Consider the following 25,847-nt stretch of genomic DNA (forward strand, 5'->3'; position numbering starts at 1 on the left):
ACTATGAGCACCCAGTTCGCGCGATTCCGGCCGAGCGGTGAAACCCTGCTGTGGGGAGCCGTGGTGCTGAACGCCGAACTGTTCACCCTCATCTACTACTTCGCCACGTCGAACTATTCGGGTGGCGAACTTCGATACCTGCTCTACCCGTTCGTCTGGATAAACGTCGCACTGTTCGCGGTGTGGAAGACGAATCCAATCTCGCGCAGCGACCGCGACAAAATTGTCGGCGTTGCCGTCGCGGTCGTGTATTTCCTCGTTTTGGGCTACGCTGGTGGCCTGTTCAGCGTCACTCAACCGATGCCCGGAATATCTTCGAGCGGTTTCCGAATCGCGTGGCTTCCGCCGGGATGGGGTCCGGCACTGCTCTACCGCGGCGACCTGCTTCGTCTGTCGATTCTCCCGTTCAAACTGGTGGGCTATCTCGCCCTCGCGTACCTCGTCTACGCGACGGTGCTGGACGCAGCGGGGTCTGCGATTTCGGGCATCCTCGGCCTGTTTTCCTGCGTGAGTTGCACGTGGCCCGTCGTCGCCTCTCTGGTCACGGGAATTGCCGGGGCAGGATCGGGACTCGCCACGATGGCCACGTCGGGGTCCTACGACATCTCGACCGTCGTCTTCGTCGTCACCGTCGCCCTGCTATACTGGCGGCCGACGATTCGGTGAGGAATCGAACTCCTTACCTGCGAACGAGCGCAACCTCCTCCTATGACCGACACACTCGTCGCCGAGAACCTCCGAAAGCGATACGGCGACACCGTCGCGCTGGACGGCGTCTCGCTTTCGGTCGGCGCGGGCGAAGTGTTCGCGCTCATCGGGCCGAACGGCGCGGGGAAAACCACCCTCGTTCGGGCGCTGACGGGGACGACGATGCCCGACGAGGGAGACGTCTCCGTCCTCGGAACGCCGCCCGCCGACGTGGACAAATCGCGGGTCGGCCTGCTTCCCCAATCCTTCGACCCTCCGGCGCGGCTTTCCGCGCGGGAACTCGTCAACTACTACGCTGGGCTGTACGACGACGCCTGCGATCCAGACGAAGCGCTCGCCGACGTCGGACTTTCGGACACGGGCGACACCTGGTACGAGAACCTCTCGGGCGGACAGCAGCGACGCGCCTGCGTCGCGGCCACGCTCGTCAACGACCCCGACGTGCTCTTTCTGGACGAACCGACGACGGGAATCGACCCCGCCGGACGGCGCGCGCTCTGGTCGTTGGTCGAAGACCTCGCGGAGGGCGGGACGACGGTCTTCCTGACGACGCATTACATGGCAGAGGCTGAACGCCTCGCCGACCGCGTGGGACTGCTGGCCGACGGCGACCTCGTCGCCGTCGGCACGCCCGATTCGCTCGTCGCGGAGCACGGCGGCGAGAGCCGACTCGTGGTCGAAACCGACGCCCGTCGGACCACCGTCGAGACGCGGTTCATGATCGAGGAAACCGAATCCGGACTGATGTTCGACGGCGTCACGCCCGCCGACATCGGTGAAGTCGTCTCCGAACTGAATGACCGCGCCGTAGAGTACGAGGCACTGACGTGGACGGAACCCGACTTGGAGGACGTGTACCTCCGGCTGACGGGCGCATCGCTCGGGCCGGAAGGAACCCGGAAAGCCGGACAGCCGGCGATTGTGGGTGCGGGCGGAGATTCTGGAGCGGGCGCGAGCTCGGGAGGCGAACAATGAGTTCGCTTGGCCGAGTGCGGGCGGAGGCGGGGGCGGCGTGGCGGTCGTTCCTCCGGCGGCGCACCGCCGTCTTCTTCACGTTTTTCTTCCCGGTTATCCTCATCCTCATCTTCGCGGTGCTGGTGCAGACTAATCCGGGTGACGGCGGGTCTGGCGGTGGCATCTTCGCGGAACCGCCTGCATACTACCTGCCGGGATATCTCGCCGTCGTCGTGCTGTTTACGCCCCTCTCGCGCGTCGGCAGCTCGGTGTCTCGCCACCGCGAGTCGAACCGATACGAAAAGTTGGCGACGACGCCCCTCACGCGGGCGGAGTGGTTGCTTGCGCACACGCTCGTCAACGTGGTCATCATCGGACTGGCGGGCCTCATCATCCTCGCGCTGATGGCGCTCGTGACGAACGCGGGTGTTTCGTTCGCAGCGCTGCCAGCGCTCGCCGTCTTCGTCGCGCTCGCCGTCGCGCTGTTCTGCGGCGTCGGCGCGCTCCTCGGGAGTTTCGCAGGGTCGCAGGACGGCGTCATCGCGGCGAGCAACGCGATTGCGCTTCCACTCCTCTTCCTGTCGGATACGTTCGTCACGCCCGACCTCCTGCCGCAGTGGTTCCGGCCGGTGATGAACCTCTCGCCGCTGACCTACTTCGCCCGCGGCGTTCGGGAGTTGACCTACGACGCACCATCGGTTGCGGTGGTCGGGCAGTCTTCCCTGTTCGATGGCTGGCTCATCAATCTGGTCGTCCTAGTAGTGTTGTCGGTGGTGTTCTTCGCCGCCGGAGCGCGCGCGATTCCGCAGACGGACTGAGTTCGGTTCTCTCGATTACGTTTAGTTATAAGTAATTCTGGAGCGAATATCGTTCCGCGATGTCGGAATTTCGTATGGATACTCCATCCTCTTCGTAGTCGAACACTCGCCGATGGCATCGGCTCATCGAACACTACACGCCGGACAGTGCCCTCGGTCGGTTTCTGCTGGCAGTTGCTTCCGGGTCGGTTAGCATGCTGTTTTTCTTCGTGATGGCCGCGAGTATGGGTGCGGCGAATCTGTTGTTTCTCCTCCTCGTCCCGTTTTGGGCGGGACTCAGCCTCGGGGCCGCTATCTTGACCTTCGTCACGCTCTGGGCCGTGTATCTCTCGCTCATCGGAAACGTGAACTCGGCGAAGGAGTACCCCCGAAAATCATCCTCGCGGCGGTCGTCCGGCTATTCGGGCCAATTTACCGCCGTGGACGACCCGGACGACTCCGACCGATGGAGATGTTGAGACGCGAGTACGCCCTCGGAAATATCTCCGAATCGGAGTTCGAACGGCGGCTCACACTCTCCTTGAGATCGAGGGGATGATGACGGGGAAGGAGTATCGAACCCACGAGATGGAACGAAATTGAGGTAGCGAAACTGAAAGCAAAGCCGACCTAAACCGTGACCGATTCCGTGGAATCGGTCACGCCGTTTCTCTCTCCAATTCTCGGTCGATTTCGGTTCGCAGATTCGTCTTCTCTTTTCTAACCTCCGCGATTCGAATCCCTTTCCACCGAAGCAGTTCGACGGCCTGCTCGGCGTCAGATTCTGTTGGGAATTTGATTTCCGTGGTTTCTACGTCCTCGAACTCGCCGTGGACGACTCCGAGTTTCCTAGGATTACTCTTGTGTTCGACTTCGCGGACGGTTCGCAGTGGAATGGAAAGTCCCTCCCGGAGTCGTCCGTTCGCCGATTTGAGAAGCCAAAGTACGACGTGGATGAGGAGGGCCGAGAAAGCAAATCCGACCGTCAGCAGTCCTCCGGAGAAGCCGAGCCACCCATTAACGATTTGTCCGAGCGTTATCGTCGCAAAAATATTCGTGAAGATAAACCAGCCACGCTGGAGTTTGTCCTGCCCTTTCCAGTTGTCGAGATACTGCGCTCGAACGATGCCCCGGGGCGTCGTTCGAACCCGAAGGTGGCCGCTCTGGACGATGAATTTCCCTCCTTCCGTCGGCACTGTGTCGCGGGCAGTCATCGCTCGACCGCTTCCTCGGTCTCGGAATCTGTCGTCTGTGCTGTCGCTTCGTGGTTCGATTCCGAAACGCGAATCCCCTTGTAACGAAGTTCTGCAACCGCTTTTTCGGCGCTCGTTTCCGAGGAGAACTTGATTTCCGTTTCTTCGACAGCCTCCGACTCCGTGTACGTCACGTGGAGGGCCCGACCGTCGGCGTTTCGTTCGACGTCCAAAATGGAGCGAATCGGAATTCGGACGTTTCGGGTATATATATTCATCAAAAACCCGAACGCCATGAACGCGAACCCGGCCCAGAGGAGCACGAACGGGAGCCATTCGTCCGGCCCGTCGCCCAGTGTCGTGCCCACCAATCGCTCTATTCCCCACCCGGTTCCGACGAGCGAGAACAAAAATAACCCCCGCCCGATGACACTCGCCTGTCGCCACTTCTGGCGATAGAGTCCCTTGAAAACACTCGAAGGAGTCGTTCGAACCCGCAGCTCACCGTCGCGCATCAAAAACGTCGCTCGTTCGGTTCGAACGCTCCACTCGTCCCGCATCGATGGAAGCAACGCCGCGGGACGATTTAAAATCACGTATGTTCGACAGAATCCATCGCGCTACGCCGGAATTTCCCAGTGATAGATGTGGTTCAACATCACGTAGGTGACGACGCCGAGGACGAGCGAGACGATCCACGCTGAGGCCGCGATTCGTCCGATTTTCGCGTGGGCTGTCCCCTTGAGTTCGGTTGGAGTGTGGGTCAGTCCCAGAACGAGGGCGAACAGCACGACCGGCACGGAGACGACGGAGAGGACGATGTGGATTGCGAGCATGATGAGGTAGGCATAGTACGGGAACCCGTCCACGAGAATGTGTTTCTCGCCGCCCGCGCCGCCGACTTTCGTCAGGTACAACACGAGGAAGACGATGATGAGACCGAAGGCGGTCAGCATCGCGGCGCGGTGTTTTTTGATTTGTCCTTTCCGAATCCAGTACCACCCGAGCACGAGCGAAACCGTCGCCACGCTGTTGACGACCGCGATGGCATCCGAGAGTAGGTTAACTGTCTCGATGCTGATGTCCGGGTAAATCGGAATCACGCCCGCGAAGGTGCCGAGAACCAGCACGTACCCGATTGCCGAGAGCACTGCCGTCACCTTCACCGGACTCTCCCGCGCGCGTTGCCGTGCGTTCGCCGTGGCCATGTGCGGGGGTTGGGAGCGATACGGTAAGGTGGCTTCGCTTTTCCGACAACACCGTAGGATTATTACCCTCCTTAGAGTATCAACGAACATTGATGTTTGGGTCGGAGAAAATCACCTCCAATCGAATACTGGCCGGACTGTTCGTCCTGATGCTCCTGCTCGCGGGCGTTATTTTCCTGACTGGCAGTGACATCGCCAGACAACTCCTCAGGTTGTTGGTTCCGCTCTCGGGCGTGACCTTCGCCCTCGTCTCGCTGACCGACGCGGAATCCCGAATCGAACGCGTTGCTGTGGTCGTTCTCGCGGTCAGTTGTTCCATCGGAATCTACCTCGAAATCGTCGGCGCTGGCGTCTTTTCGAATCTCCTCGTGAACATCGCCATCATCGCCAGCGTGATGTTCGTCGGAAATTCGCAGGGGAATGATGGGCCGGAGTCGTCTTACCCACCCTCCGGCGAAACGAGCAAAAAGCCGAGATTCTGGGAGAATCCCCGGTCGGCATTGCCTAGTTCTGAGTCCGTTCTCATCGCTATCCTACTGCTCGGTGCTGTCGGTGTGTTTCTAGATCTGATGAGTATCGACGTGGTCGGAAACCTTACGGAGGCAGTGGAATCGAATCCACTCCAGTTCCTTTCGCTCGTCGGATTCTATCTGCTCTCGAAATCCGTTGACATCGGTCGGCATTACATAGATGAGTCGTGGCTGGAAAAAGAGTAGAAATCGTTTCTATTATTTTGACAGCAGGGTGACATAGACTGCTTACTCAGCCGGTCTGGGTGCGCCAGCGCGTTTCCACGAGCGCGAAGCGTTTTCGAGCGACAGAAAACCGCTGGTTTTCCGGTACCGCGAAAGACCGAGTCTTTCGCAGGCTTCGTTTGGAGTCGTGATTTGTTCGACACAATCGAATCAAACTGGAGTGAGCAAACCACGACACCAATCATACCGCAAACAACCTCCGCACCGCGCTCACGGCTTGGCCGTTCGCAATCGAGATTTCGAAGAAATTTCGTTCGCCACACGCCTCCCAACCGATTCCTTTGCTCACTGCGTTCGTTCTGGTCATCCACCATCAGCGGCACGCTCTGATGAGCCATTCGCTCGCACGGGAAGAGACACGGTCTCCCCTGCTCTCGTTCGCGTCGCTCACGAGAACTCCGCCGTCGCTCACGAAGACCTCGCACGCTATCAAGACAGGCCTTCGGAGGTGAACGCCTCGGCCTTGTGCCAGCGCGCCACTGTGGTTTGTCGAACTGGTGCATTGTTCCCAGTATTTTCACTCATCTATTCTCGCAACCCGACTTGTGCTTTAACAACTACGATTTCACACGTATTTCCGTTAAAGTGAAACCCGAACGCGGGGAAGGGGTGTGTATGAGCGCAGATCAGGAATCGCAGTCGATTCGCTGTCTCGTCGCAAAAGTCGGTCTCGACGGTCACGACCGCGGCGCACACGTCATCGCCCGCGCCTTCCGCGACGCCGGATTCGAAGTCATCTACTCGGGACTCCACAACGCCCCCGACGAAATCGTACAGGCCGCCGTCCAAGAGGACGTGAACGTCCTCGGCATCTCGATCCTCTCGGGCGCACACGACACGCTCGTCCCCAAAATCGTCGCTGGTCTCAAGGAGTACGACGCCTTCGAAGACACCCTCATCCTCGTCGGTGGCGTCGTCCCCGACGACGACAAGGAAGAACTCAAGGAACTCGGCGTCGCGGAGGTGTTCGGTCCGGGCACGCCGATGGAAGAGACTATCGAGTTCGTCCGTGAAAACGCGCCCGAACGATGAGCGCACAGCACGCCGACCTGTTGGACGAACTCCTCGCGGGAAAGCACCGGGCGCTCGCGCGCGTCATCACGAAAATCGAGAACCGCGACCCGGGCTACAGAGACCTCGTCTCGGCACTCCACGGCCACACCGGCCACGCAGACGTTATCGGCATCACCGGCAGTCCCGGTGCGGGCAAATCGACCCTCGTGGACAAGGTGGCGAACTACTACCGCGACCGCGGCGAGACGGTCGGAGTCATCGCCATCGACCCGTCCTCGCCCTTCACCGGCGGTGCCGTCCTCGGCGACCGGATTCGTATGGCGAACAACGTCGGCGACATGGACGTGTTCTTCCGGTCGATGAGCGCCCGTGGCAGTCTCGGCGGCCTCTCCACCGCGACGACGGACGCCGTGAAAGCCTTGGACGCCTTCGGCAAGGACAAAATCATCGTGGAAACCGTCGGTGCGGGTCAGAACGAAATCGACATCGTGAAGACCGCCGACACGGTCGCGGTGCTGGTGCCGCCCGAAAGCGGCGACAACGTCCAGATGCTCAAGGCGGGCATCCTCGAAATCGCCGACGTGTTCGTCGTGAACAAGGCGGATCTCCCCGGTGCCGACCGCGCGGTGTCCGACCTCAAAGAGATGGTTCACATGCGCGGCCACGAACCGACGCCGGAGTTCGGGGACGACGTGGAAGGCTACGATTGGACGCCGGAAGTCATCGAGACGGTTGCGAAGGAAGGCGACGGCGTCGAGGAGTTCGTCGCCCTCCTCGATGAACACCACGAACTGCTCGACGAAACCGGAATGCTCGAAGCGAAAGCCCGCACACGCTACGCCGAAGAAATCCGAGCGCTCCTGCGCGAGGATGCGAACCGACTCGTCGCCGACGAAATCGAGTCGCACGGCGGCATGACGGAACTGGTCGAAGCAGTTTTCGACCGCGAAACTGATCCCTATTCCGTCGCCGCCGACGTAATCTCGCCCATCGAAGATTGCGTACACGACTGATTTCTGGCACAACGGATAAACCAATCCGGCCCGCCTGTCTACGTATGAAACTCCGACGACTCGTTACTGGGACGGCAGGCGGAATCGGACTGGCCGCGCTCGTCAACAAGACGCTGTCACAGCGTGCGGAACCGCTGGAACCTCCCCTGGACGGTTATCAGGGCACCTACCGCTGGAAAGGGTTCGACATCGCCTACACCGAGGCGGGCGACCCGGACGATCCGGACGTACTTCTCCTGCACGGCCTTCACGCCGCCGCGACGAACAAGGAATTCGAGCAGATTTTCCAACAGCTCGCGACCCAGTATCACGTCATTGCGCCCGATCTGCCGGGATTCGGTCGTTCCTCACGTCCGCCAATCGACTACTCGGCATCGCTGTATATCTCGTTCGTCACCGATTTTGCGGCGGACATGACCGACGACGCGATTTGTATCGCGTCGTCGCTTTCGGGCTCCTACGCGACCATCGTGCAGAACGAGACGGCCGCGTTCTCGCGGTTGGAACTCATCTGCCCGACCGCTAACACCGGCCCGAAGAGAGGGTGGCTCCGCGCACTGCTGCGCTCGCCCCTGGTCGGCACCGCGCTGTTCAACGCCCTCGCCAGCAAGCGGTCGATTCGGCGATTCAACGAGCGCGACGGCTACTTCAGCGAAGCGTCGTACACGGAAAAGGACGTGGAGTTCGAGTGGCAGACGGCCCATCAACCCGGCGCGAGATTCGCACCCGCGTCGTTCGTTTCCGGGCACCTGAACCCGGACGCAGACCTCGGCGGGGAACTCGCGGAAGTGAACGTTCCCGTTTCTTTAGTTTGGGGTCGAGAAGCGAAAGTCACACCGCTTGACTACGGCGAAACGCTCGCGGACGAGGGCGATACGCGTCTCATCGTGTTCGACGAGGCGCGACTCCTCCCGCACGTCGAACACCCCGGCCCGTTCTTGGACGTGCTGTTCGACGAACTAGCGCCGCTCGAACCGCAGTAGGCGCTTCCCGGTCGTTTCCGACTCACCGGTTTTTGCGAACACTTCGGTGCCGACTTCCACGTCGTCGTCGGCTACGCCGGTTAGTCGAACCGGGCCGAAATCGACGACCGCCGTCGTGTACGGCGCGTCGTCCGCGAACGACGGTGCCGGGACATGAACCACGGTGTACGTTTCGACGGCTCCGGTCTCCGGAAGCGGCGTTGTTTCGAGGTCGGTCGCGCCGCATTCGGGGCAGATTCGACGTGGCGGGAGCGATCCGTGGCCGTTTCCGCATTCGAGATAGTAGGCGTCTCCCTCGGCAATCGCGTCGAGCCATTCGTCGTAGCCCGTGTTTGCATGCTCGCTCATCACTCATCCACCTCCAAAACGTGAACCGTTGCACTGGCGACCGTCCCACCCGCGTTGTGCGTCACGCCGGTTTTCGCGTCCGGCACGGAATCGCTGTTCGGATGGTCGCCGCGGAGGATGCGCGTCATCTCGACCAGTTGGCTCGTCCCGGTCGCGCCGACCGGGTGGCCCTTCGCCTTCAGACCGCCGGAAAGGTTGACGGGGCGGTCGCCGTCGCGGGTCGTTTCGCCGCGTCGGGCCGCGCCGATTCCCTCGCCGGGGGCGTAGAAGTCGAGGGCTTCGAGCGCGAGAACTTCCGCGATGGTGAAGCAATCGTGGACTTCCGCCACGTCAACGTCGCCCGCGTCGATGCCCGCCTCGGCGTAAGCCTCTTCCGCGGCTTCTTCCGCGGCGGGAGAGCGGGCGAGGTGCTTCCTGCCTTGGAGCGCCATCCGGTCGCCGCCCTGTCCGGTTCCCGTGACGGAAATCGGCGCGTCGAGTCCGTGTTCTTCTGCGTACTCGTCGCTGACGAGGACGGCGGCGGACGCGCCGTCCGTAATCGGGCACGCGTCAAACAGGCCGAGGGGTTCGGCGATCATCGTCGCGTCGAGCGCCTGTTCGACGCTGATTTCTTTCTGGAACTGGGCGTGCTCGTTCGGCAGCGCGTGCTCGTGGTTTTTGACCGCGATGTGAGCCAAATCCTCCTTGGAACCGCCGTACTGCTCGAAGTACGCGCGGGCCATCAGCGCGTAGGCTCCGGGGAACGTGATTCCGGCCCGAACCTCGTAGAGATCGTCCGCCGCGATTGCGAGGGCCTCCGTGGTCCCCGTGGTTCCGAGGTTGTTCATCCGCTCGGCGCCGCCGACGAGGAGGGCGTCCGCCTCGCCGTTTCGAACGTCCTTGACCGCCTGCCGAATCGCAACTCCGCTGGATGCACACGCGCTTTCGTAGCGCGTGGCGGGTGCGCGAATCCCCGCTGCCTCGGCCATCAGCGGCCCTTGGTGGCCCTGATGCTCGGCCAACTCGCCCATAAAATTCCCGTAGTAGAGCGCTTCGATGTCGTCGTGGGGTACTTCGCTGTCGGCGAACGCGCGCTCGCTCGCTTCGGCGAAGAGGTCTCTGCCCGTCCGTTCGGGATGCTTCCCGAAGTGGGTCAAACCGACTCCCGCAATCCGAACGCCTGTCATGGTTGAACCTACGACCGGCGCGGTTAAGAAAGCCACTCCTTTCGATTTCAGGGCGGATTTCGGCGGTTTTCGTCCGCCGTCTTTCGAGTACAATTGCCCGAACGGTCAGTTTTGAACCGATACATCTTTCGTGAATATACGAATGAGAACAGTTCTCGTGTAAAAACGCGGTTTTTACTCCGCGGTGAAATTACGACCAGTTCCGTCGGTTGAAAAGTGCGACTGGTAGAGGCCGCCGAACGCGACTGCCGCCTCGACTTTCGGTCACCGTTCTCCCTCCTTTTCAACGAGTTCGAGCAGTTTCGTTGCTTCCCGAACTTTCGCGTCGATGCGGTGGCAGTGGGATTTGACCGTTCCAGTTCCCAATCCCAGTTCTTCGCCGATTTCTGCCTGCGTTTTTCCCTCCATTCGTAGCACCTGTGTCTCGGCCTGTCGTCGGGACAGCCCCGAACGAATCAGCCCGGAAAGGACGTGAGACGGCATGACGAGCGCATCGCGGGCGGAAAGCACTCGTCGGCGCCGAGCCTTCGGGCATAATCCGCATGAACCTCCTTTGCGGCCTCGCCCGCGGATTTCGAGATGTCGAGTCGCTCCGCCATCCGTGTCCAGTAGTTCGAATCCACGAAAATGAGTTCGACGAGTCCATCCTCGGCGACGATTGGTGATACGTTTTCGTTGTTTTGACTCACGTAGTGCGCGTGAATGGCGTCTGCACCGTCGATGAGGTCATCGTAAATCGCTACTGCTTCCGTCAGATCATCGTCGCTGACACCGTGACGGTTTGCAACGTCGGTGATACTGTCCGCTGGTATCGGTACATCGACCACGAGTGGCGCGAACGCGATTCGATTTGTTCCTCGTCCGCGACGAGATTGGGAAGCGAAACCAGTCGAGGAATCCCGATTGGAGATGGGGGAGTCGAGACGACGAGCGAAGCTGACAGAAGGGCGAGAGATGGAGAAAATAAAAGGAGTGGCGTTGGGTCGCGTCAGACCGCGAGTTCGTCGGCGTGTTTGACTACTTCGACGTTTTCGGCGTCGATGGCTTCCGTGTCGAGCCAGTGAGGGATGAAGTTCCGCGTCTCGAAATCCTCCCGTTCGTCCTCGGTTCCGATGACGCACCAGAGTTGAGGTTCGTCCGGGCCGTGCCAGTCGCCCTGTCTGGTGACGGAAAAGCAGACCTGCTCTACGTCGTCGTATTCGATGATGGCGTTCTTGCGAATGCCGGGGTTCCCGTGGATGATGAGCCGCTTCATACCCGACGATTCGGAAGGCGGTCAATTAAGCGCTTCGAAGGGGGTGGCGCGAGGAGCCTCGCTCGCGGCGGATTAACTGTACGAGGAGTCGTTGGCCATGTGGTAGACGATTTCGTCCGCGCAGTTGACCATGTAGCCTGAATGGTTCGACCCGACCTGCGACGTTACGTCGTATTCGTTGTAGTTGCTCGGAATTTCGTTTCCGCTCTCGTAGCCCGTTTCACCGAGCGCGCGGTCGAACTCTCGCGGCCAGTAGAGGTTCTGGAGCGTGCTATCGTCGTCGCTGTGGTAGTTGAACGTGGCGACGGTTTCGTTCAGGATGGCGTAGTAGGTTTCAGACCACTCTTTGGTCGGAGCCTCGTTGTCCTGTGCCGCGCCGAGGAAGTGAACGCTGGAGAAGCGGTAGTAGCCACTGTCCCAGTCGTCGTTCACGTCGAGAATTCGGAGCGCGTTCAGGACGACCTGCGCGCCGAGCGAGTGGCAGGTGATTCGCAAGTCGCTGTTCGGACAGTGATATTTGTAGTTGAGCGCGAACTGCGCGAGGGCGTAGCCGTTTTGCTGTGCGATTTCTTGGCCGGTGCCGAACCCGCCCCAATCGCCGGGGTCGTATTTGTTCGGGGCGTTCGAATCCCACGAGAATCCGGCGACTTCGCCGCCGTAGCCCGCGCCGGTCAGGTTGTGGTAGGCCTCATCGAAGTTGTTCAGCGCGCCCTGCTCGTCGTTGTCATAACCGTGGACGTGAATCGTCAGTTCGTCGGCGCAGGCGGTATCCTCGCCGGGGACGGTGCCGTCCGTCTCGAAATCCAGCACGGAGTAGCCGGATTTGAGGTCGCCGTCGCCGTTGTAGTGACCTCTGGTCGAGATGACCGAATAACCGTGTGCGGATGCAAGTCCGGCGGTTCCGAGGAGGCCAATTCCTGCAGTCGTTACTGCTGTGCTTTTCAGGTACTGTCTGCGAGTGAATCGTGTCATGGTGTGTTGGTGGTCGGTCGTCAGAATTTCTAAATCGAGGAAACGAAGCTCGTGACCCGGTTAGTCGTAGTACGGGACGTTGTTCATGTGGTAGACCATGTCGTCCCCGAGGTTGTCGAGGTAGCCCGAATGGTTCGACCCGACCTGTGACGTCACGTCGAACTCGTTGTAGTTCGACGCGGGCGTGTTGCCGCTCTCGTAGCCGGTTTCGCCGAGCGCCTGGTCGAACTCGATGGTGTTGTACACCCACTTGAGCACGCTATCGTCGTGGCTGTGGTAGTTGAACGTCGCCGCGGTCTGATTGGTGATGGCGTTGTAGGTGGTCATCGACTCCTGCGTCGGCTTTTCGTTGTCCGTCGCCGCGCCGAGGAGGTGCGTCGAGTACACCTCGTGACCGTTGTTGTTCCACCAGTCCGTCACGTCGAGCGAGCGGAGCGAACTCAGCAACACCTGCGCGCCGAGCGAGTGACCCGCGAAACGAAGCGTCGCGTTCGGACAGTAGTATTTGAGGTACACCGCGAACTGCGCGAGCTTGACGCCGTTTTGCTGTGCAACGTCCTTCGCGGTTCCCCAGCCGTAATCAACGCCGCCGCCCGCGTCGTTGTCCCACGAGTAGCCGACGACGGTACCGTTGTAGCCCGCGGCTTCGAGGTTGTTTTTCGCCGAAAGGAACTTATCCTTCGCATCTTGTTCGGGATTGTCGCCCTTCTTGTGCCAGCCGTGGATGAACACGGTGAGGTCACTCACACAGGAGGTATCGACGCCCGGAACGTCGCCCGTCGTGTCGTAACTCGTCTGGGTCTCGCCCGAAACGAGGTTTCCGTCGTCATTGAAGTGGCCGCGCGTAGAAACGATCGGAATTCCGTATCGCTGTGCGCTCGCACTGCCGACGCTGCCCGCGCCGAGTGCCGTGAGTCCGATTGCCGTACCGCCTGCGCCTTTGAGGAATCGTCGTCGGTTAACGTTTGTCATGGATGACGACTTCTGTTTCGATATACCCTTACTTGAATATTTTTATTTCTATTATAGTATAAAATAAATCTGCACAGAGGGATATATATCCCGCCATCCGTGCTATCGGAGTCGAAACCAAACGGGTTTTAAGCACTCGGGCGCAATTCGCCCGTAAGGTCGATATCTATGCAGATGCCACGACGCTTTAACACGTACTGCCCGCATTGTCACAAACACCACGAACACGAAGTCGAGAAGGTTCGCAGCGGACGTCGAACCGGAATGAAGTGGGACGCCCGTCAGCAGAAACGCGGCAAAGCCGTTATCGGTAACGCCGGTGGTTTCTCGAAGGTTCCCGGCGGAGACAAACCGACGAAGAAAACCGACCTCAAATACCGCTGCAGCGAGTGCGGCAAAGCCCATCTTCGTCCCGGATGGCGCGCTGGCCGACTCGAATTCCAGGAGTAAACTATGGCAGGAAACTTTTACACCGTTCAGTGTCCGGACTGCGAGAACGAACAGACGGTCTTCAGCAAGGCCGCGAGCGAAGTCAACTGCGTCGTCTGTGGTCACCGCCTCGCCTCGCCGACCGGCGGCAAGGCTGAAATCGACGGCGACGTTACAGAGACAGTAGCATCCCGATGAAATACAGTGGCTGGCCCGAAACTGGCGAACTCGTCGTCGGAAAGGTCGATGAGATAGAGGACTTCGGGGTCTTTATCGACCTCGAAGAGTACGAGGACAAACGTGGACTCGTCCACGTCAGCGAGGTCGCCAGCGGCTGGATTAAAAACGTCCGCGACCACGTTAGCGTGGGTCAAACAGTCGTCTGTAAGGTGTTCGACGTTGACGAGGGGTCACAACAGATCGACCTCTCCATCAAGGACGTGAACGAACACCAGCGAAGCGACAAGATTCAGGACTGGAAGAACGAGCAGAAGGCCGACAAATGGATGTCCCTCGCGTTCGGCGAGGAGATGACCGACGAGCAGTACACGCAGATTGCCAACGAACTGTACGCCGAGTTCGGAAGCATCTACGACGGTTTCGAACAGGCCGCCATCCACGGCGGGGAAGCCCTCGAACCCACCGAACTTTCGGCCGACGAAATCGACGCACTCGTCGAGACGGCCCGCGAAAACGTTTCGGTTCCGTACGTCAACGTGACCGGCTACGTTGACCTCAGAAGTCCGGGCAAAAACGGCGTCGACGGTATCAAGGAGGCGCTCAAAGCCGCCGAAGGTAACGGCGACATCCCCGACGAAGTCGAACTCGACGTGACCTACGTCGGCGCGCCCGAGTACCGAATCAAGGTTCGCGCACCGAACTACAAAACCGCGGAGGCGCAACTCGAAGAGAGCGTCGCCCGCGCCCAAGTCGCCATGGAGAACGTCGGCGGTTCCGCCGACTTCCACCGCGAGCGACACACCGACGACGAATGAAATCGGACATCCGGGTGTGTTCTGCGTGGAAGGCAGAACACGACCGCCCGGTGTACGCCCTTTCTGCGACCTGTCCGGAGTGCGGAGCGAAGACGATAAACAGCGCCCCCGCCCCGTTCGACCCGGCAGACCCTTACGGCGAGTACCGACGCGCTCTTAAGCGGCGCGCCCGCGACTAAGTCACATGGACGAAGTTGACATCGAGATAGTCGCGAATCCGGAACTGGAGTCGCCAGTACTCATCGAGGGATTGCCGGGCGTCGGCCACGTCGGGAAGCTCGTCGCCGAGCATCTGCTCGAAGAGAAAGAGAGCGAACTCGTCCGCCGAGTGTACTCGGAATATCTGCCGCCGCAGGTGAGCGTCGAGGACGACGGCACTACCGAGTTAGTCTGCGTCGAACTCTACGCGCTGACGCTCGACGAACAGGACGTACTCGTCCTCACTGGCGATTATCAGGCACAGGACAACGCGGGCCACTACCGACTCACGAACGCGTTCCTCGACACTGCGGAGGAGTTCGGCGTCGAGCGAATCTTCGCTCTCGGCGGCGTCCCGACGGGCGAACTCATCGAGGAGTACGCCGTGTTGGGCGCGGCGACGACCGGGGAGTTCGTGACCGAACTCGAAGACGCTGGCGTCGAGTTTAGAGAGGACGAACCCGCGGGCGGTATCGTCGGCACGAGCGGTCTTCTGCTCGGACTCGGTAGCCGCCGGGGTCTCACCGCCGCGTGTCTGATGGGCGAGACGAGCGGCTACCTCGTCGACCCGAAAAGTGCACAGTCCGTGCTCGAAGTGTTACAGGACGTTCTCGGCTTCGAAGTGGACTTCCGCTCGCTCGAAGATCGCGCGGACGAGATGGAGGAAGTCGTCGGCAAAATCGAGGAGATGGAGGCACAACAGACCGCCGTGGCCTCCGACGACGACCTTCGGTACATCGGTTAAAACAACGTCTTTTCCTGTTCTCTGTAAACGTGATAGCTCGCGGAGACGACGAGGAACGTGAGGAAAAACCACGTCCAAAACTGGAAATCGAGCATCTGCACCGAAAACAGTTCGAACTGCGCCGCGAGCAGGACGATGGCTTCCAACAGGCCTAATCCGAGGTAGTACGTTGCCCACGAAACATCGTGTTGCGGGACGACTTCCATATACACCTCCACCTCCCGGACGCGGTCTTCGAGGGTGAGCTCTTTCGACCGTTGGTCGTACTCCACGATACCGAGGTCGTCCAACTTCGGGAGGTGGGTCTGGTGAAGCGAGACGTAGACGCTCTTTCTGACCTTTCGGGGCGCCGGTGTCTCGTCAGTTTCCAGCGTTGCGATGTGCTCCGCGAGGTCATCGACGGTTAACGACCCGCCGGATTCCCGAAGGTACCGAATCGCCTCTCTCCGTCTGTCGTTCCGTAAGACGTTGTGAATCTGGCTCTCGTCGAGTTCCTGCTCCGTCTCCGGTTCGGTGAGTTTCATGGCTGGGGACTAACGTGACGTCTTTGCGGCGACTGCATTCGGATTCTCGTCAGAGTTCGTTACTCGTATAGATAATAACCAGCGGGTATTAAGTTTACCATCGTTTCCATACATATAAGTTGAAATAAATTACCAAATGTATTTCGTGTTGCTGATCGGATGTGAGCATCCGTATCGACTTCGGCGGGAGATTCTTTATTGTCCGAACCCTACATGAACGCGATGCCCGACTGGCTGGTTTCCGGTCTGTGGCTCTCGCTCGCGGTTGCTGTCGTCATCGTCGGAATATTCGTGGTAGGCGCGCGCCTCTTTCCCACGCAGCAGGCGACCAACGCAACCTACGTGTTCGGCGAGGGAAAACGCCGGGTCGAAATTCGCCACTATCTAAGAGCCATCGGCGAAGATTTTGCGGAAGACCACTTCGTCGCGGGCCAGCACGTCGCCTTCTATCTGCCGGAACGAGACGTTGCGATTACGTTCGACGCACGGGCCTTTTTCCGCATCGAGAAATCGGAAACGTTCGCCGTCTTGGTCGAACACGAGATGCCGGGTCACCACCTGGGTGACCGGCTGCCGTTCGAAACTCCGACGCTCGAACAGGAAGAGGAAGTGGACACGACGCTGGCCGCTTTCGCCATCCTCGGCGTACCGACGGAGGCGACGCTCTCGGAAATTAAGTCGGCCTACCGCGAGAAGGTGAAGGACGTACATCCCGACCACGGCGGGACGCAGGAGGAGTTCCAGCGCGTCCGCGAAGCGTACACGACCGCGAAAAACTACGCGGTTTGAACGGTCTGATCGGTGTTTTCAGGAAACGTTGGCCACTTCGTACGCAACCCCGGCATCACGGAGGGCGTCGGTAACTCGTCCGACGCTGTCAGAGGTTGCGACGATAATCACGTCCTCTCCTCGTTCCGCGGCCTCGGCGGCGACTTCGCCCGCGGCGAACGTCGTGTCCGGTTCCACGTCCGCGGAACGAAGGGCCACGACCGCTTCGACGCCGGTTGCGGCGAGAACGGGGCTGTCTTCACACGCGGCGGCGAGTGCGTCCGAATCGACCGCTCGACTCCCGCCGGAGCGAACCGGCGGAATCTGATAGACGGTTACTCGGCCCGGTTCGAGGTCGATTATTCCTTCGAACTCCGTGACGCCGACTTCGTTCCCCGATTCGGTGTTCGTCGTGGCGATGCCGGTCGCGGGACCGGCATCGCCGGGCGTGGCGTGAAGGAGTCCGTCTTCGAGCGAGAGGGTTACCGTTTCTCCTTCTCGGATGTCGGTCGTCGCTATCGCGGCGTCCTCCCCGACGTTTCCGAGGATGTCGTCGGTGACGTGGTCGGCGAACCGACGCACGTCGGTCGCCGACTGCAAGAGCCAATCGACGCCCTCCTTGGTCACGCTGTAGCGCGAGCGACCTTCCTTTTCGACCAGCCCGTCGGCAACGAGCCCGCGAGTGTACTCGCTGACGGCTTGACTCGTGACGCCGACGGCGTCCGCGATTTCGCCCTGACTCACCGCCGGTTGACGGTCCGCGATCTCGGCGAGGATGCGAAACCGGGTTGCGGCACGCTTGTCCTCCAGCACGTCGGCCATACCCGCACAGTCGGGCGGGACGATAAAAACACCAGCGGTGTCCTACCGGCTTCCGACCCTGAAAAGAGCGTCAGGTCTATATTACGTGACGACAAGGGGTGAACCGTGACTGCAGTCGTCCCCGACGCCCTCCCCGACGTTCTCGCGTGGTTGGTCATCGTCTCGTTCGTCGCAACCGCGGCGCTCGAACGACACGACCGCAAAACCGCTCGTACCGTCGGTGCCGGGGCGTGGGTGCTGTTCGGTATCTTTTGGGGCGTCCTATTCCCGCGATTCGCCTTCGAGATGAAGAGTTTCGTGGAGGGCGCGCTAAGCCTCGCGGCGGTGCCGCTTTGTGTCTACGCGGGTTACCAACTCTATTCGGGGCGAGACACGCTGTTCGTCCTCTCCCGCGCAGTCGCGGCGATGGGCATTATTTACGTTCCGTTTTCGAGTGTGGAGTTTCTTCGACAGTGGTTGGTCGAACTGGTGAGCTACCAAACGAACTTCGTCATCGAAGCGCTCGGCTACAATCCCGAGTTCACGATAGCCAAGGAAAACGGCTACCACAGCGCGTTCATCTTCACCGACGAGACGGGCCACTCCTACTACACGTATCTCGTGCTCGCCTGCACCGGAATCGGGAGCATGAGCATCTTCGGCGGCCTCATCGCCGCGGTTGAAGCCCCCCTCCGTCGGAAACTCAAGGCGTTCGCCGTCGCAATCTCAATCATCTGGTTACTGAACGTCGGCAGAAACGTGTTCATCGCGCTGGCCTTCGGCAACCAGTGGTTCCAGTACTTCGTCGATCCGATAATGTCAACCGTCGGCTACGCTGACCCCGGCATGGTGTCGTTTTTCATCGCCGACCGCGTACTTTCCCAACTGCTCGCGGTGGTCGCCCTGGTTGGCATCCTCTGGTTGGTTTTGCGCGACCTACCGGAACTGCTGACCGTCGTCGAGGACGTGGCCTACCTTGTCACGGGCAACGAATACGACCTCCATCGAACGGTTCGAACAGATGGAGGACGCTGAGTTCGCAGACCGGGCGGTTTTCCTTCCCGAAGCGAACGCGCTCGTTCTCGCAGACCTCCACATCGGCAGGGATGCAACCTCCAGCGTATCGCTTCCGCTCGGAGAGCAGCGGGATTTGGCCACCCGGTTCGCCGCGCTCCTCCACCGATTTTCACCCGCCGAAGTCGTCCTCGCGGGTGACGTACTCCACGCCTTCGACAGGATTCCGGAGGATGCGGAGGACACCTTCGCAAAGCTCAAACAGCGCGCCAACGACGCTGAAACCGATTTCGTCGCGATTCGCGGAAACCACGATAACCTGCTCTCACAACTGGTAGATTGCCCCGACGAGTACCGACTCGCGGACGGCACGCTCGTCTGTCACGGCCACGAGGAACCGGATTCGACCGCGTCACGATACGTCGTCGGCCACGACCATCCCGCGATAGAAATCGAGGGAAAACGCCGACCCTGTTATCTGTGGGGGCCGGGGACTTTCCGCGGTTCGGACGTACTCGTGCTTCCTGCGTTCACCCGTCTCGCCGGTGGTGCGATCGTCAACGGTATGTGGGGAAGCGACTTTCAGACGCCGTTCGTCAGCAGTTCGTCGCCGTTTCGGCCAATCGTCCGCGACGAGGAGGCGGACGAGACGTACCGGTTTCCCCCCCTCGGAGAATTTCGGGAGTTGCTGTAATTTCGCGTTCCTTGGAACTACAAATCTTCGTACACGGCGCGAGCGGCCTTTCGACCGCTCTCCATCGCGGCGTTGAGCGAGGATGCTTCCGTAAAATCGCCCGCGAGGTAGACCGATTTTTGGGCGGTTCGGTTGCCGGGCAATGAATCGAAAACGCCGGGCGGTTGGGCGAACTGCGCGAACTCGATTCGGTCGGTGTGCAGCAGTTCGAGGTTCGGAAACGTTCGCTCGGGATACCACTCCTGGAGCGTTTTTTCGACCTCTTCGGCCAGTTCGTCGTCCGACGCCTCCGGCATCCCCACAAACGTCGCGGAGAGCAGTTCCCGGTCGTCGGGGGCGTACTCCGGAGCGACCGCGGAGAGCGGAACGATTTCGTTCGGCGCGTCGTCCGCGACGTTGAGCAAAATCCGATTTCCGGCGTCGAGCGGCGCGTCGTGGGCGAAATACTGCGTCACGCAACTTCGGGCCTCGGTCGGAATCGAATCGACGCCGGTCAACTCGCGGGCGGATTTCGGGTCGGTCGCCACGATGAGGGCGTCGGCGGTCAGAGTTTCACCGCCGACTTCGACGTTCACCTCGTCGCCATCCGGTTCGATCGCGGAAACGTCCTCTCCGAGGTGAACCGTCGCGCCTGCTTCTCGCGCCGCTTCGGCCAACTGCTTGGAAATCGCGTCCATCCCGGCCGCGGGAATCGCGGTTCGGCCGGTCGAAAGCATCTTAAAGGTGAACTCGAACACCTTCTTCGAGGTGGAAAGCGACCCGTCGAGCGTGATACCGCCGTAAAACGGTCCGACGAATCGATTCCGGAATTTCTCCGAAAATCCTCGTTTGCGGAGGTACTCTTCGATGGATTCGTCGTTCCCGTCGAAAATCTCGCGATTCGGTTTCCGGGCGAGTTCCTGCCGGAGTCGCAGGGTTCGAACTTTGTCGCCGACGCTCACCTCGCGGTTCGTCGCCGACTCGAACAACGCCCGGGGGTCGCGGAGCGGGTCGGAAAGCACCGACCGACTGCCAGGACGGGCCAGCACCGCGCCAGGAGCGAAGTACCGCAACTTCAGTTCGTCGTAATCGAGTTCGCGTTTCGCGGCAGGATAGGACGTAAAGAGCACCTGAAACCCTCTGTCGAGCAGAAAGCCGTCCTGTTTCCGGGTTCGGACTCGGCCACCGGCCTCGTCCTCGCGTTCTATCACCTGTACGTTCAGTCCTAACTCGGCGAGGTGACGGGCGGCGACGAGTCCCGCGAGTCCCGCCCCCGCGACGATTACGGTCGTCATGGCGGGTAGTCGGTCGTATCGCCTAAACGTCTCTCGGCCTATCTGGTTGGGGCCGACCTAGAAGCAAAAAAGACGGGGGATGAACAGGGCTTAGTGTCCGCCCGCGAACCACCGATTATGGAGACGACGGACGCATTCATCGGCCTGACGTGTGTGGACTGCGGCGAGACGTTCGACGCCGAGGTCGGAACGCATCGCTGTCCCGACTGTGACGGCATTCTCGACCCGGAGTACGACTACGACGAAATCGACCTTTCGCGGAGCGACCTCGAATCCCGGCGCTTCGACACGATGTGGAAGTACGAGGAACTGCTCCCGTTCACCCGCGACTCGGCCGTAACGATGGACGAAGGCGCGACCCCCCTCGTGGAGTGTCCCAATCTCGCGGAACAGATGGGCGTCGGACGCGTCCTGCTGAAGGACGAGGGGCGCAACCCGACCGGGACGTTCAAAGACCGCGGGCAGACGATGGCGGTGACGGCGGCGGCCCAGCACGGCGCGACGGACGTGGCCCTCGCCTCCGCTGGAAACGCCGGGCAGGCCGCCGCGGCCTACGCCGCACGTGCCGACATCCAATCGCACGTTTTCCTCCCGACGCGCGCCGGGTTTACCAACAAGGCGATGGTGAACGTCCACGGCGGCGACATGACCGTCGTGGAGGGGCGGATCGGCGACGCGGGCGCGGCATACGCCGACGCGATGGCGGACGAGGACTGGTACTCCGTCAAGACGTTCGTCACGCCCTATCGCCACGAGGGGAAAAAGACGATGTTCTACGAAATCGCCGAGCAGATGGATTGGGAGGTTCCCGACGCCGTCGTCTACCCGACCGGCGGTGGCGTCGGACTGGTCGGGATGCACAAGGCTGCAAAGGAGTTCCGCGAGTTGGGTCTCACCGACGACCTTCCGGCAATGTACGCCGCCCAATCCTCCGGTTGTGCCCCAATCGTGAAGGCCTGGGAGGAAGGTGAGGACGCCCACGAAGCGTGGGAAACCCCGGACACGATTTGCGGCGGCATCGAGATTCCCGACCCCGGCGCGAGTCCGATGATTTTGGACGCCCTGCGCGAGAGCGACGGCGGCGCGGTCGCAACCAGCGACGAAGATATTCTCGACTCGGCAGTCGCGGTTGCCCAGCAAGAAGGGTTGGAGATGGGTGCGACCTGCGCCGCCGCCGCGAGCGGCGCGTGGGAACTCGCCCAGCAGGGCGAGTTCGACGAGGACGACACCGTTGTCCTGCTCAATACCGGCGCAGGCAACAAGGACGACGACGTGCTCCGCAGTCACCTGATGGGGATGGGCGTCTAACGATTCGAATGTCGGCCTCACCTCGCAAGAAGGCGGTGTTCGCCCTCGTCGCGGGATTCGTCGTCGTGTTCCCGATCGCATTCTTCGTGTTCGAATTCGACCTCGTACAGAGTTTGTGGGCCGCAATTGGCCCGGCGGTCGGTTCCGCTATCGGAATTTACATCGCCAATCGGTACGTTCTGAACGACTAAGACCGTCATTTTCGCGTGAACTTTCGCCCGTAGGTTTATATCCGAGGCCGGAACCAGAACGCCCTGGTGAATCACTCACCGCGTCCGAAGTCAACAGCGAAAAACGAAACGCTTCGACGGCTGTTCTGTATTTCGGTTACAACAACTCCGCGTCCACCAGTCGCTCGACGGCCTCCTCGATTCGGCCGAGGTCTGCAGCGTAGGAGATGCGAGCGTATCCCGGCGCACCGAAGGCGCTTCCGGGGACGGTTGCGACGTGAGACTGCTCCAGCGCATCTTCACACCACTGCTGGTCGTCGTCAGCGACTGGGAGCATCAGATAAAACGCCCCGTCCGGCGTCCTAACGTCCACGTCGTGCTGTTTCAGCAGCGCGACGAGTCGGTCTCGGCGTTCGTGGAACGCCTCGACCATTTCGCCGACTTCGGTCTCGGTGTCGCGAAGGGCTTCGACGCCCGCGCGCTGGACGAAATTCGTCGCCGAGGAAACCGAGTGCGAGTGGAGCTTCGCGGCCTGTGAGACGAGTTCCTCCGGCGCTGCGAGATAGCCGAGTCGCCATCCGGTCATCGAGTAGGCCTTCGAAAAGCCGTTTATCGTGACCGTGCGCTCGTACATATCGTCGAGCGTTGCGAGGCTGGTGAGTTCGACGCCGTATGTGATTTGTTCGTAGATTTCGTCGCTGATGACGGTTACGTCGTGTTCGACCGCCAAATCGCGAACGCCCTCCAGCGCGGCGTCGGAGTAGACTGCTCCGGTCGGGTTCGACGGCGAGTTGACAATGAGCAGTTCGGTGGCGTCCGAGACGGCTTCGCCGAGGTCGGCGAGGGCGGGTTCGAGTTGGAAATCGTGAGGAGCGAGGTCGACCCGAGTGAGGTCGCCGCCCGCAAGTTTCACCATCGCTTCGTAGGAAACCCACGCCGGGTCGAGGAGGACGACTTCGTCGCCATCGTCCACGAGCGTCTGCACCGTCTCGTAGAGCGCCTGCTTCGCGCCGGGCGTAACGATGACGTTGTCCGCCTCGTACGCCAGTCCGTCGGCTTGCAGTTTTTCCGCGATTGCTTCACGGAGTTCTGGCACACCCTTCGACGGCGGGTAGCCCGTGTGACCGTCCTCCATCGCCTGCTCGCCCGCCTCGACGATGTTTCCGGGGGTCGGGAAATCGGGTTCGCCGACGCTCAGGTCGATGACGTCTTCGCCCTCAGCTTCGAGTTGCGATGCGAGACTGCTGATTGCGAGCGTTGCACTGGGTTCGACGCGCTGAATCCGGTCTGAAAACTCCATCGTCATTCTAGCTCCTCCACGAGGTCGATTGCCCCCTCAACCGTTCGTGCGCCGGCGTCGGTACGTTCGCGGGCTTCCGCTCCCGACATCCCCGGGCCGATGATACCGAGCGTGACGGGTTTGTCGCGATCGAGGCTCACGTCGGTTAGTTTCTGTGTCGCGGCGGTAGAGATGACTTGGTCGTGGTCGGTGTCCCCGGTGACGACCGCACCGAGGACTGCGACGGCGTCGATGTCATCCCGGCGGGCGAGTCTGTCCGCCGCGAGGGGAGAATCGTAGGCTCCCGGTACGTGTAGCGTTTCGGCGATTTCCGCGCCGTGTTCGTTGGCGGCGTCGCGCGCCGACGCCTCCATTTGTTCCGTTACAGTCGCGTTGAACTCCGCGACGACGAGTCCGAGCGTTACCATGTGTGGCGGGAGGCCAGCGCAACTAAAAGAACTACCGTTCTCCGCAACGCTTGTATCCCTCCTCCGTTTTGGAAAAAACAATGAGTTCAGGCGAACGCCCGGTTTCCGGCTGGGTGGAGCAAAATCGGGGTTTCGCTGGTATTCTCGCCGTCACGGCGGTTTCGTTGGCGCTCCGTCTCTTCGCGCTCGGCAATCGATTCGCCCACTGGGACGAAGCCCGCGTCGGCTATTGGATTCTCCGCTATCAGAAAACGGGCGTATTCCAGTATCACGCCGACATTCACGGGCCGTTTTTCGTGCAGGTGAACAGCATCCTGTTCCAGTTGTTCGGCGCGAGCGACTTCATGGCGCGGCTGCCGGTCGCGCTGATTACCGGCTTGCTTCCACTCGCCGTGTGGCTCTACCGCGACCATCTCCGATTCGCGGAGATGGTCGGCCTCGCCCTCTTTTTCGCCGTGAACCCAATCCTGCTCTACTACTCGCGGTTCATGCGGAACGACGTGCTTCTCGCCGCGCTGATGCTGTTCACGCTCGGATTTTACCTCCGCGCGTACGCAACCGGAAAAGCGCGATACCTCTACCTCGGAACCGCGACGATGGCGGTCGCATTCACGACGAAGGAAAACGTCCTGCTCTACCTTCTGTCGTGGCTCGGCGCGGGCGCGCTCTTGCTCGACCACCGACTGTTCCTCGCGCGCAATCGCGAACGGGGGTGGACGGGCGTGTTCGTCGAGTACGCGAAGCGAGGGGGACGCGGCCTGTGGCGGTTCGCGCCGCATCTCGCCCTCTGTCTCATCGAGCTTTTTGCCATCGTCACCTACTTCTACGCGCCGCGGGCGCGGGGCGTCGAAGGGCCGGGACTCTTGAAGGCGTTCGGCGATCCGTCGATGTTCGGCGCGGTCGTTTCCGAAGCAACGCTCGGGTCGTGGGAGAAACTCAACGGACAGTGGGTCGGTAGTCAAGAACACGCCTACTTACCGTACCTCGAGCATTTCGTGAGCGTTCTCGAGCAGGGTGCGCTCCCTCTGCTCGTGTTCGCGATTCTTGGATTCCTCTCTGCGCGATACGTGGACGAACGCCCTCGCGACCTCGTTTCCTTTGCCTTCTACTGGGGCGCGGTCGGCATCCTCGGTTACCCCCTCGTCACGGACATCAAGGCGCCGTGGAACACCGTCCACGTCGTCGCGCCGCTCGCAATTCCCGCCGCGGTCGGCGTGGCGCTCCTCTACCGATGGGGAAAAGAAGCCTACGAGGACGACGATACGGCGGCAACCGCGGCCACTGCACTTGTTTGCTTGCTCGTAGTCGCACAGGTTGCGTTTCCGGCGCTGAGCATCGTCTATCTCCATCCGCAGGACAGTCAGGTTCCGACGATGCTCGGCGGGCAGCAGGACAACAAGATCGTCCAGTACGGTCAACCCGCGTCGGGCATCAAGCCGACGCTGGAGAAGGTACAGGCGGTTTCGAAAGCGAACCAGCAGGGAACCGACGTGCTCTACTACGGCCACGTGGACGCACAAAGCCAGTACATCTTCTACGTCCCCGACGAGAGCGACAACGACTACTTGCGACCCGCGAGCAGTTGGTACAATCGTCTGCCGCTTCCATGGTACACCGAGATGGCGGATGCGACCGTCGATAGCACGCTGAAAAACGAAAGCCTCGAAAATGGAAATCCCCCCGTCGTCATCGCCCGGACGGAAAAGAAGTCGGACGTGGAGCCGCATCTTTCCGGCTACATCGCTTACGACCACGAACTCACGCTGTACGGGAGCGAGACGACGATTTACATCGAGCGGAGCGCGCTCCGACAAGCGAATTCGACCACATAAACGTGCATATTCTCTCGTCTGGTTGGGAAATTTTATACACTCACGGCCAC

Annotated in this window: 34 protein-coding genes; 19 read left to right on the plus strand and 15 right to left on the minus strand. The window is 60.8% G+C overall.

The annotated features are described in order from the left end of the window. Positions 1-3 precede the first annotated feature (3 nt). From LIX15_RS17095 to LIX15_RS17110, 4 genes are all read left to right on the plus strand, one after another. Positions 4-666 (plus strand): DUF7546 family protein, encoded by a 663-nt coding sequence (locus LIX15_RS17095; RefSeq protein WP_227776923.1) that lies wholly within the window; start codon positions 4-6, stop codon positions 664-666. A gap of 42 nt (positions 667-708) precedes the next feature. Beyond that, a complete protein-coding gene (locus LIX15_RS17100) occupies positions 709-1,683 on the plus strand; it encodes an ABC transporter ATP-binding protein (RefSeq protein ID WP_227774466.1) in 975 nt (324 codons plus the stop codon). Then, the gene (locus LIX15_RS17105; RefSeq protein WP_227774468.1) at positions 1,680-2,480 is read left to right on the plus strand and encodes an ABC transporter permease; all 801 of its coding nucleotides are present in this window, start codon (positions 1,680-1,682) and stop codon (positions 2,478-2,480) included. Before LIX15_RS17100 ends, LIX15_RS17105 begins: the two co-directional genes overlap by 4 nt. Before the next feature lie 194 nt (positions 2,481-2,674). After that, a complete protein-coding gene (locus LIX15_RS17110) occupies positions 2,675-2,938 on the plus strand; it encodes a hypothetical protein (protein ID WP_227774470.1) in 264 nt (87 codons plus the stop codon). A 180-nt stretch (positions 2,939-3,118) separates the two neighbouring features. Here LIX15_RS17110 and LIX15_RS17115 read toward each other — a convergent pair whose 3' ends face one another. The 3 genes from LIX15_RS17115 to LIX15_RS17125 are packed head-to-tail and all read right to left on the minus strand — an operon-like array spanning position 3,119 to position 4,860. Beyond that, positions 3,119-3,673 carry a hypothetical protein gene (locus tag LIX15_RS17115; RefSeq protein WP_227774471.1) on the minus strand — a complete coding sequence of 185 codons (555 nt, stop codon included), beginning with the start codon at positions 3,671-3,673 and terminating at the stop codon, positions 3,119-3,121. Next, a complete protein-coding gene (locus LIX15_RS17120) occupies positions 3,670-4,212 on the minus strand; it encodes a hypothetical protein (protein ID WP_227774473.1) in 543 nt (180 codons plus the stop codon). Before LIX15_RS17120 ends, LIX15_RS17115 begins: the two co-directional genes overlap by 4 nt. A gap of 60 nt (positions 4,213-4,272) precedes the next feature. Further along, positions 4,273-4,860, minus strand: a complete 588-nt coding sequence (locus LIX15_RS17125) for a DUF420 domain-containing protein (protein ID WP_227774475.1) — start codon at positions 4,858-4,860, stop codon at positions 4,273-4,275. 92 nt (positions 4,861-4,952) lie between these two features. Here LIX15_RS17125 and LIX15_RS17130 point away from each other — a divergent pair, with 92 nt between their 5' ends. The 4 genes from LIX15_RS17130 (at position 4,953) to LIX15_RS17145 (ending at position 8,625) form a co-directional block, all read left to right on the plus strand. Then, positions 4,953-5,576, plus strand: coding sequence for a hypothetical protein (locus tag LIX15_RS17130; RefSeq protein ID WP_227774477.1), 624 nt, complete (start codon positions 4,953-4,955; stop codon positions 5,574-5,576). Between the two features lie 654 nt (positions 5,577-6,230). Continuing rightward, complete coding sequence (locus LIX15_RS17135) at positions 6,231-6,647, plus strand: cobalamin B12-binding domain-containing protein (protein WP_227774479.1); 417 nt, start codon at positions 6,231-6,233, stop codon at positions 6,645-6,647. Then, positions 6,644-7,642: a methylmalonyl Co-A mutase-associated GTPase MeaB gene (gene meaB / locus LIX15_RS17140; protein ID WP_227774481.1), complete on the plus strand. Its 999-nt coding sequence runs from the start codon at positions 6,644-6,646 to the stop codon at positions 7,640-7,642. The genes LIX15_RS17135 and meaB overlap by 4 nt, the downstream gene beginning before the upstream one ends. Positions 7,643-7,686: 44 nt before the next feature. Further along, positions 7,687-8,625, plus strand: coding sequence for an alpha/beta fold hydrolase (locus LIX15_RS17145; protein ID WP_227774483.1), 939 nt, complete (start codon positions 7,687-7,689; stop codon positions 8,623-8,625). Here the strand turns inward: LIX15_RS17145 and LIX15_RS17150 are convergent. The 7 genes from LIX15_RS17150 to LIX15_RS17180 form a co-directional block, all read right to left on the minus strand. Next, positions 8,602-8,973 carry a Zn-ribbon domain-containing OB-fold protein gene (locus LIX15_RS17150; RefSeq protein WP_227774485.1) on the minus strand — a complete coding sequence of 124 codons (372 nt, stop codon included), beginning with the start codon at positions 8,971-8,973 and terminating at the stop codon, positions 8,602-8,604. The two genes, LIX15_RS17145 and LIX15_RS17150, sit on opposite strands and share 24 nt — an antisense overlap. Beyond that, positions 8,973-10,139, minus strand: a complete 1,167-nt coding sequence (locus LIX15_RS17155) for a thiolase domain-containing protein (protein ID WP_227774487.1) — start codon at positions 10,137-10,139, stop codon at positions 8,973-8,975. Before LIX15_RS17155 ends, LIX15_RS17150 begins: the two co-directional genes overlap by 1 nt. A 264-nt stretch (positions 10,140-10,403) precedes the next feature. Further along, positions 10,404-10,622, minus strand: coding sequence for a LuxR C-terminal-related transcriptional regulator (locus tag LIX15_RS17160; RefSeq protein ID WP_227774489.1), 219 nt, complete (start codon positions 10,620-10,622; stop codon positions 10,404-10,406). After that, positions 10,595-10,966, minus strand: a complete 372-nt coding sequence (locus LIX15_RS17165) for a DUF8048 family protein (RefSeq protein ID WP_227774490.1) — start codon at positions 10,964-10,966, stop codon at positions 10,595-10,597. The genes LIX15_RS17160 and LIX15_RS17165 overlap by 28 nt, the downstream gene beginning before the upstream one ends. A 161-nt stretch (positions 10,967-11,127) precedes the next feature. Then, positions 11,128-11,394, minus strand: a complete 267-nt coding sequence (locus tag LIX15_RS17170) for an HAH_0734 family protein (RefSeq protein ID WP_227774491.1) — start codon at positions 11,392-11,394, stop codon at positions 11,128-11,130. Positions 11,395-11,466: 72 nt separating this feature from the next. Then, positions 11,467-12,366 (minus strand): alpha/beta hydrolase, encoded by a 900-nt coding sequence (locus tag LIX15_RS17175; protein ID WP_227774492.1) that lies wholly within the window; start codon positions 12,364-12,366, stop codon positions 11,467-11,469. Between the two features lie 60 nt (positions 12,367-12,426). Further along, positions 12,427-13,338: a twin-arginine translocation signal domain-containing protein gene (locus LIX15_RS17180; RefSeq protein ID WP_227774493.1), complete on the minus strand. Its 912-nt coding sequence runs from the start codon at positions 13,336-13,338 to the stop codon at positions 12,427-12,429. A gap of 168 nt (positions 13,339-13,506) precedes the next feature. Here LIX15_RS17180 and LIX15_RS17185 point away from each other — a divergent pair, with 168 nt between their 5' ends. Genes LIX15_RS17185 through LIX15_RS17205 form a run of 5 tightly spaced genes read left to right on the plus strand, consistent with a single transcriptional unit; the run spans position 13,507 to position 15,705 of the window. Next, positions 13,507-13,788: a 50S ribosomal protein L44e gene (locus LIX15_RS17185; RefSeq protein ID WP_049971177.1), complete on the plus strand. Its 282-nt coding sequence runs from the start codon at positions 13,507-13,509 to the stop codon at positions 13,786-13,788. 3 nt (positions 13,789-13,791) lie between these two features. Next, positions 13,792-13,965: a 30S ribosomal protein S27e gene (locus LIX15_RS17190; protein WP_076428182.1), complete on the plus strand. Its 174-nt coding sequence runs from the start codon at positions 13,792-13,794 to the stop codon at positions 13,963-13,965. Beyond that, positions 13,962-14,762 (plus strand): translation initiation factor IF-2 subunit alpha, encoded by an 801-nt coding sequence (locus LIX15_RS17195; protein ID WP_227774494.1) that lies wholly within the window; start codon positions 13,962-13,964, stop codon positions 14,760-14,762. The genes LIX15_RS17190 and LIX15_RS17195 overlap by 4 nt, the downstream gene beginning before the upstream one ends. Next, positions 14,759-14,941, plus strand: coding sequence for an RNA-protein complex protein Nop10 (locus tag LIX15_RS17200; RefSeq protein ID WP_227774495.1), 183 nt, complete (start codon positions 14,759-14,761; stop codon positions 14,939-14,941). Before LIX15_RS17195 ends, LIX15_RS17200 begins: the two co-directional genes overlap by 4 nt. A gap of 5 nt (positions 14,942-14,946) precedes the next feature. Continuing rightward, positions 14,947-15,705: a proteasome assembly chaperone family protein gene (locus tag LIX15_RS17205; RefSeq protein WP_227774496.1), complete on the plus strand. Its 759-nt coding sequence runs from the start codon at positions 14,947-14,949 to the stop codon at positions 15,703-15,705. On the opposite strand, the gene LIX15_RS17210 is transcribed toward LIX15_RS17205, so the two are convergent. Then, positions 15,702-16,229 (minus strand): DUF7344 domain-containing protein, encoded by a 528-nt coding sequence (locus tag LIX15_RS17210; RefSeq protein WP_227774498.1) that lies wholly within the window; start codon positions 16,227-16,229, stop codon positions 15,702-15,704. The two genes, LIX15_RS17205 and LIX15_RS17210, sit on opposite strands and share 4 nt — an antisense overlap. 222 nt (positions 16,230-16,451) lie before the next feature. Between LIX15_RS17210 and LIX15_RS17215 the strand changes: the two genes are divergently transcribed. After that, positions 16,452-17,018 (plus strand): J domain-containing protein, encoded by a 567-nt coding sequence (locus tag LIX15_RS17215; protein WP_227776924.1) that lies wholly within the window; start codon positions 16,452-16,454, stop codon positions 17,016-17,018. A gap of 18 nt (positions 17,019-17,036) precedes the next feature. Here LIX15_RS17215 and LIX15_RS17220 read toward each other — a convergent pair whose 3' ends face one another. Further along, the gene (locus LIX15_RS17220) at positions 17,037-17,819 is read right to left on the minus strand and encodes a DUF7839 domain-containing protein (protein ID WP_227774500.1); all 783 of its coding nucleotides are present in this window, start codon (positions 17,817-17,819) and stop codon (positions 17,037-17,039) included. A 105-nt stretch (positions 17,820-17,924) separates the two neighbouring features. On the opposite strand from LIX15_RS17220, the gene artA reads away from it, so the two are divergent. After that, positions 17,925-18,833 (plus strand): archaeosortase A, encoded by a 909-nt coding sequence (artA, locus tag LIX15_RS17225; protein WP_227774502.1) that lies wholly within the window; start codon positions 17,925-17,927, stop codon positions 18,831-18,833. After that, positions 18,820-19,506 carry a metallophosphoesterase gene (locus LIX15_RS17230; RefSeq protein ID WP_227774504.1) on the plus strand — a complete coding sequence of 229 codons (687 nt, stop codon included), beginning with the start codon at positions 18,820-18,822 and terminating at the stop codon, positions 19,504-19,506. Before artA ends, LIX15_RS17230 begins: the two co-directional genes overlap by 14 nt. A 17-nt stretch (positions 19,507-19,523) precedes the next feature. Here the strand turns inward: LIX15_RS17230 and LIX15_RS17235 are convergent, their stop codons facing one another. Next, positions 19,524-20,780 carry an NAD(P)/FAD-dependent oxidoreductase gene (locus LIX15_RS17235; RefSeq protein ID WP_227774506.1) on the minus strand — a complete coding sequence of 419 codons (1,257 nt, stop codon included), beginning with the start codon at positions 20,778-20,780 and terminating at the stop codon, positions 19,524-19,526. Between the two features lie 117 nt (positions 20,781-20,897). Here LIX15_RS17235 and LIX15_RS17240 point away from each other — a divergent pair, with 117 nt between their 5' ends. Beyond that, positions 20,898-22,088: a threonine synthase gene (locus LIX15_RS17240; RefSeq protein WP_227774508.1), complete on the plus strand. Its 1,191-nt coding sequence runs from the start codon at positions 20,898-20,900 to the stop codon at positions 22,086-22,088. A gap of 8 nt (positions 22,089-22,096) precedes the next feature. Continuing rightward, entirely contained in the window at positions 22,097-22,279 is a 183-nt protein-coding gene (locus tag LIX15_RS17245; protein ID WP_227774509.1) for a hypothetical protein, read from the plus strand. A 136-nt stretch (positions 22,280-22,415) separates the two neighbouring features. Here the strand turns inward: LIX15_RS17245 and LIX15_RS17250 are convergent, their stop codons facing one another. Continuing rightward, complete coding sequence (locus LIX15_RS17250; RefSeq protein ID WP_345411607.1) at positions 22,416-23,564, minus strand: pyridoxal phosphate-dependent aminotransferase; 1,149 nt, start codon at positions 23,562-23,564, stop codon at positions 22,416-22,418. Further along, positions 23,561-23,965, minus strand: coding sequence for a 6,7-dimethyl-8-ribityllumazine synthase (ribH, locus tag LIX15_RS17255; protein ID WP_227774513.1), 405 nt, complete (start codon positions 23,963-23,965; stop codon positions 23,561-23,563). Before ribH ends, LIX15_RS17250 begins: the two co-directional genes overlap by 4 nt. An 80-nt stretch (positions 23,966-24,045) precedes the next feature. Here ribH and LIX15_RS17260 point away from each other — a divergent pair, with 80 nt between their 5' ends. Beyond that, a complete protein-coding gene (locus LIX15_RS17260; RefSeq protein WP_227774515.1) occupies positions 24,046-25,797 on the plus strand; it encodes a flippase activity-associated protein Agl23 in 1,752 nt (583 codons plus the stop codon). Positions 25,798-25,847: the final 50 nt, after the last annotated feature.

It is taken from the genome of Haladaptatus pallidirubidus (assembly GCF_020700235.1).
GTDB classification, from domain to species: domain Archaea; phylum Halobacteriota; class Halobacteria; order Halobacteriales; family Haladaptataceae; genus Haladaptatus; species Haladaptatus pallidirubidus.